Below are 20,902 nucleotides of genomic sequence, written 5' to 3'. Positions count from 1 at the left end.
GTTAGGTGTGTTACTCAGCCTCCTAATCCAAAATTAAAATAAAAAAGCTATTAAAAGTTTATTTAACTACACGGGAAAATAAAATGAAAATTCAACTTCGCAAAACGGCTCTATCACTTGCTATAGCAGCATGTGTTGGTGTGAGTGGTGCTGCAATTGCAAACGAAACAACCTCAGCAATTAAAGGTCAAATAAAGGGGCCAAATGGTAACCCTGCTGCAGGAACTAAAATTACTATCCTACACGTTCCTTCAGGCTCAGTTAAAACAACTGAGACTAACGACGCTGGTTACTTCACAGCAAAAGGCCTTCGTGTTGGTGGTCCTTACAAAGTAGTTGTAGATTCTGACACTTATGCAGATCAAGAGTTCAATAATATTATTCTTAATATTGGTAACGATTACCCTGTAAATGCTTCTTTAGAGAATATCTCTAACATCGAGCAAATTGTAGTTACAGGTGCTCCTATCAGTGCTATGTCTGGTGGAACAGGCCCTGCGTCGACTTTTACGCTAACTGATCTTGAAAACCAACCAGCAATCAACCGTGATTTAAAAGATATTATTCGTATTGACCCACGTATTACAATTGATGATAGCCGTGGTTCAATCAACTGTGGTGGTGGTAACCCACGTTACAACAGCTTAACGCTTGACGGCGTTCGCATGAACGATAACTTCGGTTTAAGCTCAAACGGTTACCCAACTATCCGTGCCCCTTTCTCTTTCGACTCTATCGAACAAGTTTCAGCAGAACTAGCCCCTTTTGACGTTCAATACGGTGGCTTTACATCGTGTAACATCAACGCTGTAACTAAATCGGGTGGCAACGACGTTCACGGTGGTGTTTTCTTCGATTACACAAGCGATTCAATGAAAGGCGACGAAATTGAAGGTGATGAAGTTGATAACGGTAACTACACTGAAAAACGTTACGGTTTCAACGTAGGCCTTCCGCTTATTGAAGATACATTATTTTTGTACACTTCATACGAAAAACTTGAAGGTGTTCGCCAGTTTAACTACGACGGTTTAAACACTGGCAGCGTAACAGCTGAAGACATTACCCGCATCACAAATGCAGCTCAATCTGTATATGGTTACGATGTTGGCGGTATGCCATCTAGCATGCCTGTTGAAGATGAAAAGATCTTAGTAAAACTAGATTGGAACATCAACGAAGATCACCGTGCAAACTTAATTTATAACTACAACGACGGTAATACAATTTCTCAGTCGGATACAGGTTCTAGCCGAGTTTCTTTATCAAACCATTTCTATGACCAAAGCGCTGAATTTACTTCAATTATTGGCTCTGTATATTCTGATTGGTCAGACGATTTCTCTACAGAAATTCGTTTAGGTAAATCGGAACTAGATGCAACTGTTCAGTCATTAGATGCTGCAAGTAGCTTTGGTGAAATGCAAATTCGTACTGATAATGGCGGTACTGTATTTATTGGTCCAGATGATTCTCGTCAATCAAACGACCTAGATTACGACACAACTACATTTAAAGTTGCTGGTACTTACTACTTAGACCAACACACTATTACTGCTGGCTATGAATATGAAAATCTAAGCGTTTTCAACTTGTTTGTTCAGCACACGGAAGGTGAATACCGTTTTGGTTCAATCGATGAGTTTGAAGCAGGTATAGCCGACCGTATCTACTACAACAACTCAGCTGGAACAAACGATCCAACTGATTCGGGTGCTAGCTTTGAGTATGCTCAACACACGTTTTATGTACAAGATGAATACGCATTTACTGACTTAGATGCAACCATTCAGTTCGGTTTACGTTACGACAAGTACACAAGTGATGACGTTCCTAACTTTAACGAGAACTTCACTAATCGTTACGGTTACAGCAACCAGTCTACATTTGATGGTATTGACTTACTGCAGCCACGTGTTGGTTTTCAATGGTATGCAACAGACGAGCTTGAAGTACGCGCTGGCTTAGGCTTGTTCTCTGGTGGTAACCCTAATGTATGGCTGTCTAACTCATACTCAAATGACGGTATTACACAAATTGCTACAAGAGAGAGTCAACTAAGTAATTATGATTCTGATTCAAAAACTATTGACTTATTTAATACTCCAAATGTGAATGGCGGCACTCCTGGCTTTGAGGTTCCACAAGAACTTTATGACATTATTGGTGCTACAGAAATAGGTTCTGGTGATGGTACAGTTAACGCTGTAGACCCAGATTTTGAAATTCCTTCAGAGTGGAAATACTCACTTGGTGCTACATACACAACTGAAGACGAATACGTAATCTCTGTTGATTACTTATACTCGAAGAAAAATGATGCTGCTGTAATGCGTGACATTTCACTTCAAGAAAGCGGTGAAACTACGTTTGATGGTCGCCCTATTTATGAAAAAATCGATGGCCGCAGTGGTGATTTACTACTTACTAACGTAAGCGGTAATAGTGGTGATTCTTCAGTTATTTCTGCTGCAATAAGCAAAATGTATGACAACGGCATTAACTTTAGCTTTGGTTATGCATACACAGACGCAGACGATGTAAACCCAATGACTAGCTCTACAGCCGGTTCTAACTACGGTAACATCGCGCTTTCAAACCCAGGTAACCCTGGTGTTGCGTCTTCAGATTATGAAATCCCGCACCGTTTCACTATGACTCTTGGTTACAAACATGAGTTTGTAGATGGCTTTGAAACACGCTTTAACCTTTACGGTGAGGCATATAAAGGCTTACCGTACAGCTTTACATTTGACGGAAGCGATAGTGTTTGGGGTGATGATAGCTGGAATGGTAGCCGCCAATTACTTTATGTTCCACTTGAAAACGATCCTAACGTTGTTTACAACATGTCGGCTGATGAAATCAATGAATTCAATGACTTCATTGCTTCTGAAGGACTTAAACGCGGTGAAATTGCAGGTCGTAACCAACAAAATTCAGATTGGTTTGTTAAGTTTAACTTTAAGATTACACAAGAACTACCAGGCTTTATGGATGGCCATAAAGGTGAAGCATTCTTCGTAATCGACAACCTTACAAACATGCTAAATGATGACTGGGGCGTACTTAAGAAAGGTCCTTTCGTAGGCGCAAGCATGATCTCAACATCTTTAGATGACCAAGGTCGTTACGTTTACTCAGACTTTAATGCAAATAACGCAAATACTTCAGTACAAACTGGTGCTTCAGTATGGGAAATGCGTGTAGGTGTTCGTTACACGTTCTAATTTGATTAATTAAATTAGTCTATTTAAAAGCCCACTTTGTGGGCTTTTTTATGCCTGTAATTTATTTTTTAATTTTTCAAAAATAGCGATTAACTGGCGTTGTTCATCATCCGACAAGCAGCTTAATAATGCTTGTTCCCATTTCAATGCTTGTGGTGTTATTTTTTTATACAAAGCCATACCCTTATCACTTAACATCAAAAATGCAGCGCGCTTATCATGCTTATTTAACTCGCTATAAATAAGCCCTTGATCTATTAGCGCTTTTACCGCTCTTGATACTGTTGACTTATCCATATCCGCTTGAGTACATAACTGCTTTGCTGTGCTTTGACCTAATTGTGCTAAATTAGCAATTATTCGCCACTGAGGAATTGTTAAATCAAACTCTTTTTTATAAATGCTCGAAAAATCGTTACTTACCTGTGTTGCTAAGTGCGTTAATTGATAGGGCAAAAATGTCGTTAAATCTATTTTCATGTTGAATCACTTATTTATTTACACACGACTTTTATCTGTTCACTTTTATTTACAACGGTCGTAATCAGTGCATTTGATATTAGTCTCACTTGAGAGTATCTTAGCGTAAATAACAAAAATATAACACTCCCCCATTTTTACAGGAGTCAGTAATGGCGACACAATTAAACTACATGACCGGCTTTGGCAATGAATTTGAAACCGAAGCGCTGCCTGGTGCATTACCGATTGGTCAATTTAGTCCGCAAAAAGTAAAATATGATTTATACGCAGAGCAATTCAGTACCACTGCATTTACCGCTCCTCGCGCCGATAACCGCCGCACTTGGATGTATCGTATTCGCCCATCGGTTGTGCAAGGCGATTATACAGCCATAGACAATGGCTTAATTAGAACCGCTCCCATTACCGAAGTACCGACTCCACCAACCATGCTGCGCTGGGATCCAATTGATGTACCAACAAAACCTACAGATTTTGTTGACGGGCTTATCACCATGGCCGCTAATGGTAACGCTAATGGTCAAGCGGGTATCGGTATTCATGTTTATGTTGCCAATAAATCAATGGACAATCGCTTTTTTTATAATGCCGATGGCGAAATGTTATTTGTACCGCAACAAGGTGAACTACTACTTAAAACAGAGCTTGGGCATTTAACTATTAAAGCCGGCGAAATTGCCGTTATTCCGCGTGGTATTAAATTTCAAGTAATGTTACTAACCGACACTGCGCGTGGCTATATTTGTGAAAACTACGGCCATGCCTATGTCCTTGCTGAGCGCGGCCCTGTGGGTGCCAACGGTTATGCGAATGATCGTGATTTTCAATATCCAGTAGCGGCTTTTGAAGATATTGAGGGTGATTTTGAACTGATTGCTAAATTTAATGGCAATATGTTCCGTTGTGATATTGGTCACTCACCCCTTGATGTTGTTGCTTGGACAGGCAATAGTGCGCCTTACAAATACGATTTGGCTCGCTTTAATGTCATGAATACCGTTAGCTTTGATCACCCCGACCCTTCAATCTTTACCGTGCTAACTTCACCATCGGGAACTGAAGGCGTTGCAAATATCGATTTTGCTATTTTCCCACCGCGTTGGATGGTGGCTGAAAACACCTTCCGCCCGCCTTACTATCACCGTAATATTATGAGTGAATTTATGGGCTTAATAGAAGGGGTATATGATGCAAAAGAGCATGGCTTTGTGCCAGGTGGCATGAGCTTACATAACTGTATGTCGCCGCATGGTCCTGAAGCAGACGTATTTGAAAAAGCATCAAACGCCGATTTAGAGCCACAACGCTACGATAATACGTTGGCGTTTATGTTTGAGTCACGTTATGTAATATCGCCGACTAAATACGCATTAGAAGGTAAAGAGCGCCAAGCTAATTACACTGACTGCTGGCGCACAATCAAAAAACACTTTAATGGCAATCAAGGATAATCAGATTATGAAGCTTTATACTTATTTTCGCTCATCTGCAGCGTATCGTGTGCGAATAGCATTAAATCTAAAAAATATTGTTCATCAATTAGTGCCTGTTAACTTATTAAAATCAGAGCAGCAAAGCGAAGATTATTTACAGAAAAACCCACAAGGACTGTTACCTGCTTTAGAAACTGATGACGGGATACTAGGTCAATCTCTAGCAATTTTAGAGTACCTTGAAGAGCAATACCCTGAAACACCATTACTGCAAGGTAATGCATGGCAAAAAGCACACATTCGCAATTTAAGTTATGCAATTGCGTGTGATATTCACCCTATTGATAATTTACGGGTGCTTAAATATTTAAGTAGTGAACTCAATGTCGATGATGAAGCAAAAAATAAGTGGTACCGACACTGGGTTGAAGTTGGTTTTGATAAAATAGAACAAATGCTCGATAGCAAAAATACATTTTGCGCAGGCGACTCGCCAAGCTTAGCCGATGTATGTTTAGTGCCGCAGGTATTTAATGCCATTCGCTTTAAAGTAGATATGGCTGCTTATCCTAAAATAGCAGCCGTTTATCAGCGTTGTAATGAGTTGACTGCCTTTAGTGATGCAGCCCCAGAAAATCAACCCGACGCAAACTAACTTTTTAAAGCACTGTGTATTACAGTGACGTGCTCAATTAAGTCTAAGCCCAGATCAGTTAAATAACCGCCATCTGGGCTATCAATAACCCCTTTATCAAACAAACGTTGTGCTGCGCTTAATAAAGCGGGTTCAGCGTCTGAATGGAGTTTAATGCCCTGCATTTTGCTCTCGCGTGGGAATTTTGCAAGTAGTGTAAATTCGTCAATCATAGTTTGATTAAATAGCATATGTGTTCACCTTTTTATTGTTCTGTGTTTTACTAAAACTGTCCCACTTACCCTAGCATGTTTTTTAACTAAGTGTGCTTTTTTTAAACACGTTAATTTTGAGGTTATTTATGCGTTATTATTTTACTTTCTTTATTGTTGTTTTATGCGTGTATTTTCCAGCTTTAAGCTACGCTAACGCAATAAAAACGCTTCCTATTGTTGATGCTACCCAGCTTATAAACACTAACGCTGAGTGCTGGTATGATAATAAACGCTATAGCGAAGGCGCCATACTGCAGGTTCATTCTGTTACGCTTATTTGTGCTGCTAAATACCCTCAACATAACAACAGTCAGTTAATTTGGCTAAAACTCGATAAACAAGGTAACCTTATTTACCCCAAGAAGCCTTCTACTATTACTGTAAATTAATCAAGATTAACAATCTGGGATTTGCCAGTCATCTCCAAACTATTAAGATGCGGTGGGATACGTTACAATACATGCAGTTTAAAAAAGCAGTGTGACTATGAATAATCAACCAAAAAACCCGCTTCATGGGGTAACTTTAGAGCAAATCCTTGTTGAACTAGAACAACGTTTAGGCTTCAAAGCAATGGGCGAACAAGTAAATATCAAATGTTTTACAGATTCGCCAAGTATAAAATCAAGCTTAAAATTTTTACGTAAAACGCCTTGGGCAAGAGATAAAGTAGAAGCGCTTTATATCCACACCATTAATAACAAGCCGCTACGTAGAGCTAGAAATAAACCGACTAAGCAGTCTGAATCTTCACAACCTGATACATCAGGTTTTGTATGGCCTTCTATTAAAAAATAAAAGGCTCAAAAAATAGCAATGGCGTAATATATACGCCTTTCTAATCAGGTGTTTGCTCTTGGCATATTACATTTAACGATGCTGGGTGGATACTTACCACCACTTTATCTGCAGATTTAACCTCGCCATCAATCACGTAATTTAGCGTTTCGTCTACGCAGCTTATTTCTACACGTTTTGCATTGGTATAATGCGAGTTAATAGCAAGATGCGTTTGCGTAATACTGCTAAACATCAGCTCTGCAATACTTAATACCGTGGTTTCATTATCTTTGTTTGGCGTTAACCAGTTTACATCTAATAACCCATCGCGGTGATCGGGTTGCCCGCCCCCTTGCGCTAATAACGTAGTGAATGGGGCAGCATTTGCCACAATAAAACTATTTGTATTAATAACCTCAGGCTCATTATCATCTAATTTAACTATCAGCTGTTGTGCTTTATTTTCGCCAAATGAGTGTAAAAAACCATTTAAATAAGCAAGTTGCCCTGACTTATTTTTAGACTCTCGATCTGCTTTTTCAATCATTGCATGCTCAAAGCCAATGCCAATTAATAATAACATTAGTTCATCATTACAATACGCGGTATCAATAAGGTTGGTTTGGCCATCAATAATTAAATCACAGGCTTGCTCAACAGGAATAAGTTTAGATTTTATTCCCATTAATACATGGGCAAGCGCATTCGCTGTGCCCAGTGGTATTATTCCTAATCGACAAGACGTACCCACCAACACACTGGCAACCTCAGTTACGGTTCCATCGCCACCACAAGCAATAATAATATCGGGGTTATGTTCTATGGCCTGTTTAGCCAAAGTGATACCGTTTTGTTCTGGCGTAGTTTTTAAAATGGTTAAATCGTAATACGCAGATAAACGTGCAACAATTAAATGCTCTTTTTCAGACCACAACTTAGTACCTGAAACCGGATTAGCAATTAAGTACGCTTTGTTTTTTATCAGTAGCTCCCCCTTACGGTGGCGCTTAACTAAATGGCGTAATTGGCGTTTATTAAGATTGGCAGTTTCACGTGTTTCTTTTATTTGTGCAAGAATATCATGCACATCCGCATCTTTATTTTGACTCAATAAATATGCCGCCATAACAAACACCGATCGTCCACGCCCTAATGCACAATGCACCACAACACGACGGTCTTTTTTAATATGATGATGTATCCAGTTAATAGCTTGGTTTAACTGTGAGTGTGTTGGCACACTGTGATCAAGAACAGGAATATTTAAATAATCAATATTTTCTTGAGTAGATGTCCATTCAAGGCCATCAAATTCACAGGTAACGTCCAAAACAGCGGTAATGCCATTTTCTTTCAATGTGTCTATATCAGAAGGGAATAAACGACATGCTAAAAATAGATTATCGTTTATTTGCTGAATAGGCGGTACCTTGTCACGCTTTCGTGACCACGCATTATAAATTTGCGCACCTAATAAAAAAGGCACAAAGGCCCAGCGAATGTAAAAAGGGATAACGCCATTCTCGCGTTTTCTAAATACTTTTCCTGCGTTAAAAAAATAAGCGCCGCTGACTAATAATAACGATAGTGCGGTCCAAAAAAATGCAACTGCAAAATAAATGGAGTTAACCGTTAACCCCAATACTATAAATATCAATGCTGTTACAAGATAACTTACTGCAGCCCACATGTGCTCTCCTTAAAGTTGTTAGCGCAAAATTAACGCTTTTAATATAGCTCGAAGAATGCAAGTAGCACGCCAAAAAGCAACTATTATTATTTACTGTGTTTAGCTCTATAGCGCAAGCTCACATAAAACCAGCTAAAAATATTAAGCTATTGATAATAAATAACTATATCTTTATTTTTGTTTTCCTATTTTAGCAACTCAATGCTAGTCTTTATTTATGATATTGGCCATAAACTATTTGTATATAAGGCTAGTCCTTTCTTTTTTACAATAGTAAGGGTCAAATATTCATAGTAACTTAATAACTTAGTGCATTAATTATCAAATGGCATAAGTAATGTTTTCATTGCTGGACGTAGTGCAATAAGCACGGTTTCTTCTGTTAACTCAGGAAACAGCATTTTTCGTAATAACAATCCGGCCATCACTGAAAAAATCACATTAATACGGCTCTCTAATTCTTGCTCTGAATGTGATTTTATTAAACTACTTTCACTCACTAATAGATCCCGCATTCTGTTACGCGCTTGCGTGTCAGCATCACGTAGTAGCAAAGCAACTTTTTTATTTCTACTAGCCTCTGCCATCATATCTAGGTCAACAACGCTGGCTCCGGTGTCCATATGACGCTGTACGCCATGATGTAGACCATCAAGTAACACCGTTAAAATATCACCGGGTTGTTCTTCAAACTCTTGAAATATAGAAAACATTTCTTCCATATCTTTTTCAATAATACGCTCGATTATTGCTTCTTTACTATCAAAATAGTTATAAATATGGCCTGCACTCATACCTGCTGTTCTTGCTATTTCAGCCATACCGGCGCCATGGTAGCCTTTGCGACGAAAACAATCCGCAGCAGCTGTTAATACCTGTTCACGACGCGCTTGTGCTTGCACCGGATCAAGGTGTTTTTTATTTTTAGAATTCATTCGACACTCCATTATCGAGTCACTAGACTCGAAATGTTTAACGTTTATCCCTAACAATAAAGAGAGAAGCGTTAAACAGTATTACTTTACTACTGATAAATCTGCCATAACTAATTGGTTTTATGCATATTAGTTATTTTGAGGAGTAGTTACTTCCCAACCACCGCCAACAGCTTTGTACAAGTTAATTTGACTTGCAAGCAGCGCTTGTTGACCGATGATCAGTTGTTGCTTTGCGCTATACCATGTTCGCTGAGCGTCGAGCACTTGCAAAAAGCTATCGACCCCTTTATCGTATCGCGCCTGTGATAGGTCATAGGTTATTTTTCGGCTTTGTAGTAGCTGCTCAAGCGCATTTAATTGCGCATTGAAACCTTCTCTATCAGCAAGCACATCAGCAACTTCGCGAAACGCTTGTTGAATTTTTTGCTGATACGTTGCTACAGCAACTTGTTGCTCTGCATTAGCGACATCTAAATTAGCTTGGTTACGTCCCATACTAAAAATAGGTAAATTTACCGACGGTATAAAGCTCCATGTACCTGACCCTGCATCAAATAAATTACTTAAATCACGTGATGCACTCCCTGCATTGGCTGTTAAACTAATACTTGGGTAAAACGCCGCACGCGCAATACCTATATTGGCATTTGCAGCAAATAATTGGTGCTCAGCCGCTTTTATATCAGGACGCTGTGTTAGTAGATCAGATGGAAGGCCGACAGGAACAGCGGGTAAATCAAGTAATTTGTTCAACTCTTTAGTCGGTAGTAAGTCCTGACTCACCGGTTTACCTACTAATAAATCAAGCGCATTTTTATCACGTTTTAATAAACGCTCATACGTTGCAATATCAACCTTTGCAGTAGCTACGGTACTTTTTAATTGCTCTAGCGTAATTTCAGAGGCAGCACCTAAATCAACGCTTTTTTGCGTTAAAGATAAAGACGCTTGCTGCGATGACAATGTCTCTTGAGCCAAAGCAAGTAATTGCTGATCGGTCGCATAATTAAGCCACGCATTTGCCAGTTCAGAAATCAACGACACCTGCATGCTGTACTCACTAAGCTGCGTAGAGTAAAGCGTTTGAAGTGCTTGCTCTGATTGATTACGCACTTTGCCCCATAAATCTAACTCATAAGCGGTCATACCCACAGTTGCGCTGTATTGGGAGCTAATTTGAGGCTGACTGCTGGCTGATAAATCAGCAGGTAAACGCTGACGACTTCCTGTCGCGTTTAAATCAAGTGACGGATACAAAGCCGAGTCTTGAATTTGATATAAACCACGTACTCGCTCTACATTAAGCGCTGCTATTTGCAGATCTTTATTGTGCTCAAGGCTTTGTGATATCAGTGCTTTGAGCTTTTCATCATTAAAAAACTGCTGCCATTTTAATGATGAAACTTGCCCTTTGCCTGCCTCTGATGCATACGCATCAGGGACAGGTAAATTAAGCGCTTCTTGCTGAGGAGCTAACTGACATCCAGATAAAATGGCTAAAGTTAAAGCATTAAAACTGATTGCTCTTACACTCATTATGCTTCCTCCTGCGAGGTAGTTTTAGCTTTTCCTGAAAATAGTCTACGCACTAAAACAAAAAATAAGGGTACAAAAATCACCACCAATGATGAAGCCGCTAGTGTTCCACCAATGATTGAGATACCTAAGGCGTTTTGTGCACCAGAGCCTGCACTGGAGGCTATTGCAAGCGGTAGTACACCACAGATGAATGCCATTGAGGTCATTAAAATAGGGCGTAAACGAAGTCGTACGGCTGCAATGGCTGAATCAACTAAGCTCAGGCCTTCATCCATTTTATGATTAGCAAATTCAACAATTAATATCGCATTTTTAGAGGCAAGCCCTATGGTGGTTAATAAACCAACTTGTAGGTAAATATCATTTGATAAATTACCTAAAAAAGCAGCCATAACAGCCCCCAATATACCCAGAGGTACAATCATCATTACTGCAAATGGGATAGACCAACTTTCATAAAGTGCTGCTAAACACAAAAATACAAATAATAGTGAAAGGCCATAAAGAAGCGGCGCTTGACCACCACTTGAACGTTCTTGGTATGAAATAGCAGTCCATTCAGAGGCAATACCATTAGGTAATTGCTTTACTAAGCGCTCCATTTCATCCATAGCTTCACCTGTACTGTAACCTGGCGCAGCACTACCTTGAATTTCCATAGCTGAAAAACCATTATAGCGCTCTAAACGAGGTGAGCCATAAGACCAATACGAACTAGCAAACGCTGAGAATGGCACCATGTCTCCGTTTTTATTTCGTACATACCACTTATTTAGATCCTCAGGTACCATGCGAGCATCAGCCTTACTTTGCAAATATACCTTTTTAACGCGGCCACGGTCGATAAAATCGTTCACATAACTACTACCCCAAGCAGTCGAAAGTGTACTGTTAATATCACCTTGTGATAAACCAAGAGCTTCAGCTTTTGCAAGGTCAATATCCAGTTGTAATTCAGGCATATCTTCTTGGCCATTAGGACGAACACCTGCCAGGATTGGGCTTTGACTTGCCATACCCAATAACTGATTACGCGCTTTTAATAATTCATCGTGTCCTAAACCAACTCGGTCTTGTAAAAACATATTAAAACCATTCGCAGTGCCAAGTTCAATAATAGCCGGAGGTGGGAATGCAAACACAAACGCCTCTTTTATCGTTGAAAAATAGCCCATGCCTTTTCCTGCAACCGCTCCCACTGATAAGTCGTCACGTTGGCGCTCATCCCAGTGCTTTAAGCTCACAAAACCAATGGCTGAGTTTTGTCCTGAGCCTGCAAAACTAAAACCGGTAACCGTGAAAATTGAGGCAACAGCTTCAGATTGTTCTTCTAAATAATGGTTTTCTACTTTTTTAACCACTTCAAGCGTTTGCTCTGTTGTAGAACCTGCTGGCAGCATCACTTGGCTAAACAGAATACCTTGGTCTTCGTCCGGTAAAAACGCAGTGGGTAAGCTTGAAAAAATAGTGACCATACCACCGACAATCAAAACATAACTAAGTAAATAACGTTTAGAGTGCTTGATCATTCGCCCAACAAAGCTTTGTGCACCTCTATTAGTTTTATCAAAACCACGGTTGAAGCCTGAGAAAAAACGACCAATAAAGGTACCATCAGTATGCACATGACTCGGTTTTAATAACGTAGCACACAATGCAGGTGTTAAAATAAGCGCCACTAATACCGACAACCCCATTGCTGTTACCAGCGTTATAGAAAACTGACGATAAATAACCCCTGTAGAGCCACTAAAAAATGCCATAGGAATAAATACCGCCGACAGCACCATGGCAATACCCACAAGCGCGCCCTTAATTTCATCCATAGACTTTCGCGTTGCCTCGACCGCAGAGAGCTTTTCTTCTGTCATTAAACGTTCTACGTTTTCAACTACCACTATCGCGTCATCGACCAACAGACCAATGGCCAGTACCATGGCAAACATAGTGAGCGTATTAATTGAATACCCAAAGGTAAATAGAACGCCAAATGTACCTAGCAGTACTACAGGCACGGCAATTGTTGGGATAATAGTTGCTCTAAAGTTTTGTAAAAATAAGTACATCACAACAAATACCAAAACAACGGCTTCTATTAATGTATGAACTACTTTTTCAATTGAGAGTGCAACAAAAGGAGTAGTGTCATAAGGCACAACCGCTTCAAGCCCCTGTGGGAAAAAAGGCTTAAGCTCTTCAAGGGCATCTTTTACTCCTTGTGCGGTATCAAGCGCATTGGCACCACTGGCTAACTTTACGCCGAGTCCCGATGCAGGCTTACCATTAAAACGAGCTACCACGCCGTAGCTTTCACCGCCAAGTTCAACATCAGCAACGTCTTGTAAGCGAACAACCGACCCATCGCTGTTGGTTTTTACTAAAATATCTCTAAATTGCTCTGGTGTTTGTAATCGACTTTGCGCAGTGACAGTTGCATTGAGTTGCTGCCCAGCAAGTGAGGGCATACCACCGAGTTGCCCTGCTGACACCTGTGCATTTTGTGCTTTAATTGCAGCTGATACATCGCTTGGGGTTAACTTATAGTTTTGTAATTTAGCCGGATCGAGCCAAATACGCATTGCATATTGAGAGCCAAACAGCTCCACTTCACCTACACCGTCTACACGCGACACAATGTCTTGCACGTTCGACGATACATAGTCTCCAATATCAATATTAGTCATACTGCCATCTTGCGACACAAAACCAACAACCAGTAAAAAGCTTGATGATGATTTAGCCACTACCACACCTTGGCGCTGTACTTCTTCCGGCAATAATGGCGTAGCGGTCGCTAATTTATTTTGTACTTGAACTTGGGCAATGTCTGGATCGGTCTCGGCATCAAATGTTAATGTCAGCGTTGCTGAACCGCTGGACTGTGAGGTTGATGACATGTATAACAAGCCATCTAAGCCTTTCATTTTTTGCTCAATAACCTGAGTTACCGAGTCTTCTAATGTACGTGCAGATGCACCTGGATAGTTAGCCGTAATGGTAATCGCTGGCGGCGCAATAGACGGATACTGAGCAACAGGTAGGCTTTTAACGGCAATAATACCCGCAAGCATAACCACAATCGCCAATACCCAAGCAAAAATAGGCCTATCAATAAAAAATCGTGACATAAAACTCTCCGTTATTGGCTGTTATTTGCAGAAGGCTTCACAGCAGTTGCCGTAACAGGTGCACCTGGGCGAATCTTTTGTAGCCCTTCCACAATCAATTGGTCGCCATCGGCTAAGCCTTCGCTCACCAACCAATTAGCGCCTAAAGTTCGCTCTACTTTTAATACACGGCTTTCAACGGTATTGTTTTTGCTAACAACCATAGCTGTAGGTTCACCTTTGGTATTACGGCTCACACCACGTTGTGGGGCTAATATTGCGTCTGACTTAACACCTTCAACCACCTCAGCACGCACATACATACCTGGTAGTAATAGCTTTTCAGGGTTTGGAAACTTAGCACGTAAAGTCACTGACCCAGTACTTGGATCAACGGTCACTTCTGAGAACTGTAATGTACCTTTATGAGGATATACTGAGCCATCTTCCATTATTAGTTCTACATCGGTTTGTGTTGTAGAGTCGACACCTAAAGCACCTGATGCTAGCGCTCTTTTGAGTTTAGTTAGCTCATTACTTGATTGGGTTAAATCAACATAAATGGGGTCAAGTTGCGTAACCGTTGCCAGTGCGCTTGTTTGGCCTGCGCTAACTAATGCGCCTACCGTCACGCTTGATTTACTAATCTGGCCGCTAATTGGCGAAGAAACATGGCTATAATCAAGGTTAATTTGCGCACTTTTTAACTGCGCTTGTGCCGTTAATAATTCTGCAGAGGCTTGCTTAGAAGCAGCATCAGCTTCGTCAAAATCTTGCTGGCTTACGGCTTTAATTGCTAATAGTTCTTTATAACGAGACGCTTTAGATTTACTGCTAGCAATACTCGCTTCTGCGCGAGCAACCGCCGCTTTACTGGCGGCTAATTCTGCTTCAAAAATATCAGGGTTGATTTGGTAAAGCGCTTGATCTTTTTCAACCTGAGTGCCTTCTTCAAATAAGCGTGATTGCACAATTCCACTTACCTGAGGACGAATTTCAGCAATTTGAAACGCACTTACACGCCCTGGTAATTCTTTTTTAAGTGTTATTGCTTGGCTTTTTAATGTGACAACTCCAACAGGAGTCGCTGCAGGGGCAGAAGCACTGGGTTGCTCAGCTACCTGATCGCAGCCACTTAAAGCAACAGAACCAACGAGGGCTGAAAATACAAAAAAAGCGATGCGGGAGCGCTGCATGTTAAATACCTTTTAGTTTAGAATGAACGATCATTCTAAACTATAGTACAACAATTAAAAATAGCCACTGAGCAACATTTACACATTTTTACAATTGACTATAGTTGTCACCAAATAAACTCAAACAATAGTTTTGCTATATCAGTAACACCCATAAAAAAGGCAGCCAATGCATTGGCTGCCGTTAATCAATAATTTAATTTTAGCGGCTATTATTCGCTATCAGGATTCACTCTAGAGACAAGTAATTGTTCTATACGAATACCTTCTACATCCACTACTTCAAATTTAAAGCCAGAAAATAAAACAAATTCTGCACGTTTGGGAATATGCTTCATGGTATAAATTAAATACCCAGCAACCGTTTCATAATGGCTTTGCTCAGGGAATTCATCAATTTCTAATACCTTAGCTAATTCAACAATAGGTGTTAAACCATCGACCAACCAAGAATTAGCGTCGCGTTCAATGATTAACTCCTCACTTTGATGCGTGATTAAATCACCCATAAAGCCTTTCATTAAATCTTTAACTGTCACTATCCCAACCACTAGCGCATATTCATTGACCACCACAGCAAAAGGATGAACGGCAGTTTTAAACGCATTTAGCGACTCAGATAAGCTCAGTGTTTCTGGTAAGTAAAAAATATCTTTATCAAGCATATCCGCATTAATATTTGCCGCCTCACCTTTAAGCACTTGGCGTAAAATATCTTTTGACTCAACCGAGCCAATTAATTTATCAAGGTTGCCTTTACACACTAAAAAGTGATTATGTGGATGCTCTATAATTTTATTGGCTATATCTTCACTCGACTCATCAATATCAAAGTAAACTATTTGCTCTCGTGGCGACATCACGCTTGATAAAAAGCGCGCTTCTAAATCAAATACATTACCAATTAAGTCATATTCCTGCTGTTGAAGGCTGCCATATTCGGCACCCGCATCCATCATGGCAACAATATCTTCAGTAGTCACTATATCCTCACGCTCACTCGGTACTTTGAATACTCGTAATACTATATTGGTTAAGCCGTTAAAAAATAATACCAGCGGTGTGAGCGCGAAAGTGACCCAACGCATAATTGTAACTACACGCACAGCAACAGCCTCAGGTAAAATCATTGCTAAACGCTTTGGAAGCAAATCAGCAAATAATATGAATAATGAGGTAATAATTAAAAACGACAGTAAAAAGCTAATTTGGCCAAGCAACGGCCCCTGATAAAATAACTGCAGTATTTCTTGCACGTAAGGCGATAATGCCTGCTCACCAACAATCCCACCTAATATGGCAATCGCATTAAGCGTAATTTGGATCATGGCAAAAAAAGCCCCTGGCTGCTCTTGCAGTTTTAAGACCGCCAGCGCTTGCACATTTCCTTCGTCGGCCATAACCCTTAATTTTATTTTGCGTGAAGCGGCAATCGAAATTTCTGACATCGCAAATAACGCACTCATCAAGATTAATAATGCAATCCCGATTAAATCACCCATTTATAACTCCAAAATAATCGCTTTTATTAGCAAAAGCAGCTGGATTATAGCCGCTTTTATAAACAGGGCAATTGATATTTAAAGTTGTGACTCATACAAGGCAAAGGCCGTGCTAAGTTGCTGCTGTAATTTATTCGGTAGGTTTTTGTTACACGCAAAATATAAGGGGGCTTGGTTGGCGTTAATAGGCATTAATGATTCGAGTTGAAGTTCACTTAATAAGTGTGATTGTTCGTGGCTTATTCTCTGCGCAGGTATAACAACCAAATCAATGCTTGAACTTCGTGCTTTAATTATTTTAAAAATATTATCAAAACTATTAAACAGCATTAAGTTTTCGTTTTCTTTAAAGCCTTGGGAGAGTAAATAGTGATGGCTATAGTTATCTTTTAACACTGCAATTCTGTATTGTTTTGCCTGCTCGAGACTTGTTAAAACAATGCCTTTGCTTTTAAGAGAATAAAAGTTTGTGTCGAATTGGGCAAGTTTAGCAAACCAAACAAAACGACTCTCACGCTCAGGTGAGCGAGAAATTGAGAAGATACAGGTTTCGGGATCCCTCAATGCAATATTATAAGTCATACTCCAATCGTGAACTGAAATTGAATAATCAATCCCCGCACTATCAAGCACTAATCGTACTATATCGGCAGCATCACCAACTAAATTGTTGTTAGCATCGAGATACTGCGCAGGTGCAAAATTCTCTGTTACAACAGTGAGTTTAGCCGCACAGTGTTGGCTTACAATGAGTAATAATACAAAACACCATTTAATCACAATAACCCGCTCTATTAGATTTAAGACGTCACTTTTTTAATAAAAGCCAATTAAATATAGCGGGTTATTTGCAAATAGCCAATTTTTAGCTTTTGAAATTAGCGATTCATTGCATTAATTAAAAACGCCGAAATTTTAGCGCCTTCTCTCAGAGTTGTCTCAGAGCTTGATTGGCCCACTAAAGAGCTGTCAGTAAACGGAGCTATTTCCATCATATCAGCCCCCGTTATAGGGAACTCATCTGCAATCGCTGACAAAATATCAAGCGCGTGCTGTGGCGTTAACCCATTTTCTTCAGGCGTGCCTGTTGCTGATGCAAATTCTGCATCGAGGGCATCAATATCAAAGCTCACATACACTTCATCAACCTTGTCTGCTTTTAATTGCGCAATCGCATCTGCAGCAACCGCAGCTGCACCACGCTCTATAATTTCAGCAGCCCAGTGTTGTTTAACGCCAAAAGTACTTTCCCAATGTGATTTAGGTTTGCCACTTGAGCGAATACCAAATTGGATTAAATGATGCGGCGCTGGTAAGAATTCCAAAATATGTGTACACCAAGAGCCAAAACATAAGTCGATGCCTAAACGCTCTACGAGTAAGTCGGTGTGAGCATCGAAATGAATAATTGCCGTGCGTTTACCTTGCTCACGTTTGGCTTTTAAGTACGCTTTTGTTAACGGGTAGCTAATTGAGTGGTCGCCACCAATACCAAAAATACCTTTGTCTTGGAATGTCGCATAAAAGCTGTCACACACATCTTCAGTAATTGACAATGGGCTCACATAATGATCATTATTGTCATTACCGTACAGCGCTTTTTGGCAGTTGGTAATAGTGGCCTCATTTAAGTACTTATCATGTAATAAATGCGGTATTACGCGTACATCACCTAAATCAAACGAACGACATTGTGTTTGTTGATCTATCAGTGCTGAGCGTAAAAATAAAGGCCCCCAATTAGCGCCACGTAAAATTCCACCACCGCAATCAGAGCTAATGCCTAACATTACTGCTTTGTGTGGTGAATTAGGCAGCTCGTTAAGTGAGTCACGCCATAAAACATCGACATTTTCAGTTTGCCCATATAATTTATTTCTTAGCGCTGCTTTGCGTTCTTTAGCCGTATTGACTGTAAAAACACCGTCGCCGGGCGCACATAAACAGTGCTCAACTTTATTTTTAAATGTTTGAAATTGTGTGCTCATTGTAAACCCTTTTTCAATCTGAATATCTTGTCTATTATTGAGTAGTTATGCAAAACATCACACGCTGAATTAATTCCAGATTATTAGCATAGTGTGCTAAAAATTACAGTGAACTTTATTTTGCTCGCTTAGGTTAGTGGTAAATAAAAACTAAGCTTTCTTACTAACCCAATGAATATAAACAATTTAAAATACAGCTATCGGCTCTTTAGCCTAGCTATTGGTTTGCTATGAGGTATGAATATAGTGTCTGAGCAAACAAGTCAACTGGCTCATTTTGTTCGTAATTTTAGTCATTGATTGAATATTCAGAGTTGGTGAATAAATCAAATTAAGTCAATACGGACATCCGTCCTGTACTTAATTTTCATTTCTCGTAATCATGGTAAATTGACAACAATTTTTATTAAAAAGGCTTAGTTATGGAAAAGATATTTCACTTAGGACTGTGTATTGATGACTTAAAAGGTGCAAAACTGGCTATAGTTCCAGGCGATCCAGATCGTGCAGCACGTATTTCACAGTTCTTAGATAATCCTACCTGCCTTGCTCAAACACGTGAGTTTCACATTTATTTAGGCCAATTAAACGGTCACTCTGTAGTAATATGTTCGACTGGTATCGGCGGCCCTTCAACGTCAATTGCCGTTGAAGAACTAGCACAACTTGGCGTACGAAGCTTTCTTCGCATTGGCACAACAGGGGCTATTCAACCGCACATTAATGAAGGCGATATTCTAATTAGCCAAGCTTCGGTTCGCTTAGATGGTGCGAGTCAACATTTTGCCCCGCTATGCTACCCTGCCGTATCTGATTTTTTTGCCACTCAAGCCATGGTAAAAGCCTGTGAAAACCTTAATATCGATTTCCATATTGGTATAACCGCTTCGAGCGACACCTTCTACCCAGGTCAAGAGCGCTACGATACACACTCTGGCTACGTACCTAAGTCACTACAAGGTAGCTGTGAAGAATGGCAAAAATTGGGCGTAATGAACTACGAAATGGAATCGGCCACTTTATTTACCATGTGTGCCGCGCTTGGTTTACAAGCTGCTTGTGTTGCTGGTGTATTAGTAAATAGAACACGTCAAGAAATACCTAACGTGGACCACGGCGAGATTGAGAAAAAATCTGTTGCCGTGGTACTTGAAGCCGCTAAAGTGTTACTTGGTTAATGTTGCGCTAATAACCTCAAGTGTTGGCAAGCCAGTAAAGCTTGCTAACACGGCTTTTGCTACCCCTGATTGGTTTTCGTGACCCGTAGTTTCTAACAAAGTAATTGATTTTACTATTTGCTCATCAAAGCTTAATCCTGCTAAAAATAGCTGACTCACTGCGCTTTGCAGTGGCGATAAACTTGGGCTATACGCTGCATTTTCAGCATAACTGCCATAAAAGTCACCATTTTCAAAGGTGCTTATTTTTACCGCACTATAATTTTGACTGTATGGAACATAAGCCGCCAAAGCAAAACTCAGCAGCTTGTCATCAAGCTTTGTCTCTTCAAAGCGCTTAGTTTGCTCTACTGGGTTAAATAAGCTGTGCTCATTGCCTAAATCTGTTGGCCCAAATGAATGCGGTAACAGCTCTGCTAATTTAAAATTTTGTGCTGGCAGTAAAATATCAAGCTCTCTGGCATCCGCCAGTTCATTCATAAACTGACGGCAATACCCACATGGTGCATCACTAATGGCTATTTTTAGCACTTTCTTAGCGCCATTTAACCACGCATTATTAATTGCTGATTGCTCACCATGCACCACTAAACTAAGTGCTTGATGATCAAACTCAGCATTGGCACCAAAGTAAAAAGTAGTATGTCCTTGTGAGTCGAGCCCTTTTACAATTGCGCCGACATGAAACTTGGAAATAGGTGCAACCGAAAACTCAGAAGCCAACGGCACTAGACCTTGCAATAATGTATCTTCGCTGACATTAAGTTCGGTGCAAAGCGCTTTAATATCGCTTGAATGTAAAATACCGCGTTGAGTTTTTAATTGACTACGTAGTGCTTGCGTTTGCGCTACGTTTAATGAGATGTGTGAATTGCTAAGTGCTGTATTATGTTGCACTTTAAAAGTTGCTGAAGCCATAATAGTTTTTA

General features: G+C 40.1%; 17 protein-coding genes. 6 read left to right on the top strand and 11 right to left on the bottom strand.

Features of this window, described 5'->3' with window-relative positions; translation table 11 throughout:
• Positions 1-83: 83 nt before the first annotated feature.
• Positions 84-3,230 (top strand): TonB-dependent receptor, encoded by a 3,147-nt coding sequence (locus AC0L7Q_RS19400; protein WP_413403103.1) that lies wholly within the window; start codon positions 84-86, stop codon positions 3,228-3,230.
• A gap of 48 nt (positions 3,231-3,278) precedes the next feature.
• On the opposite strand, the gene AC0L7Q_RS19395 is transcribed toward AC0L7Q_RS19400, so the two are convergent.
• Entirely contained in the window at positions 3,279-3,710 is a 432-nt protein-coding gene (locus AC0L7Q_RS19395; RefSeq protein WP_413403101.1) for a MarR family winged helix-turn-helix transcriptional regulator, read from the bottom strand.
• 152 nt (positions 3,711-3,862) lie between these two features.
• On the opposite strand from AC0L7Q_RS19395, the gene hmgA reads away from it, so the two are divergent.
• Positions 3,863-5,164: a homogentisate 1,2-dioxygenase gene (gene hmgA, locus AC0L7Q_RS19390; protein WP_413403099.1), complete on the top strand. Its 1,302-nt coding sequence runs from the start codon at positions 3,863-3,865 to the stop codon at positions 5,162-5,164.
• Between the two features lie 7 nt (positions 5,165-5,171).
• Complete coding sequence (gene maiA / locus AC0L7Q_RS19385; RefSeq protein WP_413403097.1) at positions 5,172-5,801, top strand: maleylacetoacetate isomerase; 630 nt, start codon at positions 5,172-5,174, stop codon at positions 5,799-5,801.
• On the opposite strand, the gene AC0L7Q_RS19380 is transcribed toward maiA, so the two are convergent.
• Positions 5,798-6,031, bottom strand: a complete 234-nt coding sequence (locus tag AC0L7Q_RS19380) for a TIGR02647 family protein (protein WP_008464346.1) — start codon at positions 6,029-6,031, stop codon at positions 5,798-5,800. The genes maiA and AC0L7Q_RS19380 overlap by 4 nt on opposite strands.
• Before the next feature lie 110 nt (positions 6,032-6,141).
• Between AC0L7Q_RS19380 and AC0L7Q_RS19375 the strand changes: the two genes are divergently transcribed.
• Positions 6,142-6,444: a DUF1496 domain-containing protein gene (locus AC0L7Q_RS19375; RefSeq protein ID WP_178957290.1), complete on the top strand. Its 303-nt coding sequence runs from the start codon at positions 6,142-6,144 to the stop codon at positions 6,442-6,444.
• Positions 6,445-6,541: 97 nt separating this feature from the next.
• The gene (locus AC0L7Q_RS19370) at positions 6,542-6,853 is read left to right on the top strand and encodes a VF530 family protein (RefSeq protein ID WP_413403094.1); all 312 of its coding nucleotides are present in this window, start codon (positions 6,542-6,544) and stop codon (positions 6,851-6,853) included.
• A gap of 40 nt (positions 6,854-6,893) precedes the next feature.
• Here AC0L7Q_RS19370 and AC0L7Q_RS19365 read toward each other — a convergent pair whose 3' ends face one another.
• The 8 genes from AC0L7Q_RS19365 to AC0L7Q_RS19330 form a co-directional block, all read right to left on the bottom strand.
• The gene (locus AC0L7Q_RS19365) at positions 6,894-8,525 is read right to left on the bottom strand and encodes a diacylglycerol kinase family protein (protein WP_413403092.1); all 1,632 of its coding nucleotides are present in this window, start codon (positions 8,523-8,525) and stop codon (positions 6,894-6,896) included.
• 314 nt (positions 8,526-8,839) lie between these two features.
• Positions 8,840-9,460 carry a TetR/AcrR family transcriptional regulator gene (locus AC0L7Q_RS19360; RefSeq protein WP_178957296.1) on the bottom strand — a complete coding sequence of 207 codons (621 nt, stop codon included), beginning with the start codon at positions 9,458-9,460 and terminating at the stop codon, positions 8,840-8,842.
• 129 nt (positions 9,461-9,589) lie between these two features.
• Positions 9,590-10,999: an efflux transporter outer membrane subunit gene (locus tag AC0L7Q_RS19355; RefSeq protein ID WP_413403089.1), complete on the bottom strand. Its 1,410-nt coding sequence runs from the start codon at positions 10,997-10,999 to the stop codon at positions 9,590-9,592.
• Positions 10,999-14,130, bottom strand: coding sequence for an efflux RND transporter permease subunit (locus AC0L7Q_RS19350; protein WP_413403087.1), 3,132 nt, complete (start codon positions 14,128-14,130; stop codon positions 10,999-11,001). Before AC0L7Q_RS19350 ends, AC0L7Q_RS19355 begins: the two co-directional genes overlap by 1 nt.
• An 11-nt stretch (positions 14,131-14,141) precedes the next feature.
• Positions 14,142-15,305, bottom strand: a complete 1,164-nt coding sequence (locus AC0L7Q_RS19345; protein WP_138606852.1) for an efflux RND transporter periplasmic adaptor subunit — start codon at positions 15,303-15,305, stop codon at positions 14,142-14,144.
• Between the two features lie 212 nt (positions 15,306-15,517).
• Positions 15,518-16,807 carry a polyamine export protein PaeA gene (gene paeA, locus AC0L7Q_RS19340; protein WP_138606850.1) on the bottom strand — a complete coding sequence of 430 codons (1,290 nt, stop codon included), beginning with the start codon at positions 16,805-16,807 and terminating at the stop codon, positions 15,518-15,520.
• Positions 16,808-16,885: 78 nt separating this feature from the next.
• Positions 16,886-17,587, bottom strand: coding sequence for a substrate-binding periplasmic protein (locus AC0L7Q_RS19335; protein WP_178957305.1), 702 nt, complete (start codon positions 17,585-17,587; stop codon positions 16,886-16,888).
• Between the two features lie 98 nt (positions 17,588-17,685).
• Positions 17,686-18,795, bottom strand: a complete 1,110-nt coding sequence (locus AC0L7Q_RS19330) for an arginase family protein (RefSeq protein ID WP_178957306.1) — start codon at positions 18,793-18,795, stop codon at positions 17,686-17,688.
• Positions 18,796-19,217: 422 nt separating this feature from the next.
• Here AC0L7Q_RS19330 and udp point away from each other — a divergent pair, with 422 nt between their 5' ends.
• Positions 19,218-19,973 (top strand): uridine phosphorylase, encoded by a 756-nt coding sequence (udp, locus tag AC0L7Q_RS19325; protein ID WP_413403084.1) that lies wholly within the window; start codon positions 19,218-19,220, stop codon positions 19,971-19,973.
• On the opposite strand, the gene cdd is transcribed toward udp, so the two are convergent.
• A complete protein-coding gene (gene cdd, locus AC0L7Q_RS19320; protein ID WP_178957308.1) occupies positions 19,962-20,891 on the bottom strand; it encodes a cytidine deaminase in 930 nt (309 codons plus the stop codon). The genes udp and cdd overlap by 12 nt on opposite strands.
• Positions 20,892-20,902: the final 11 nt, after the last annotated feature.

The sequence above is a fragment of the Pseudoalteromonas sp. KJ63-1 genome (genome assembly GCF_055808145.1).
The sequence above is the reverse complement of the archived record's forward strand: the minus strand, read 5'-3'. Positions and strand labels throughout refer to the sequence as shown.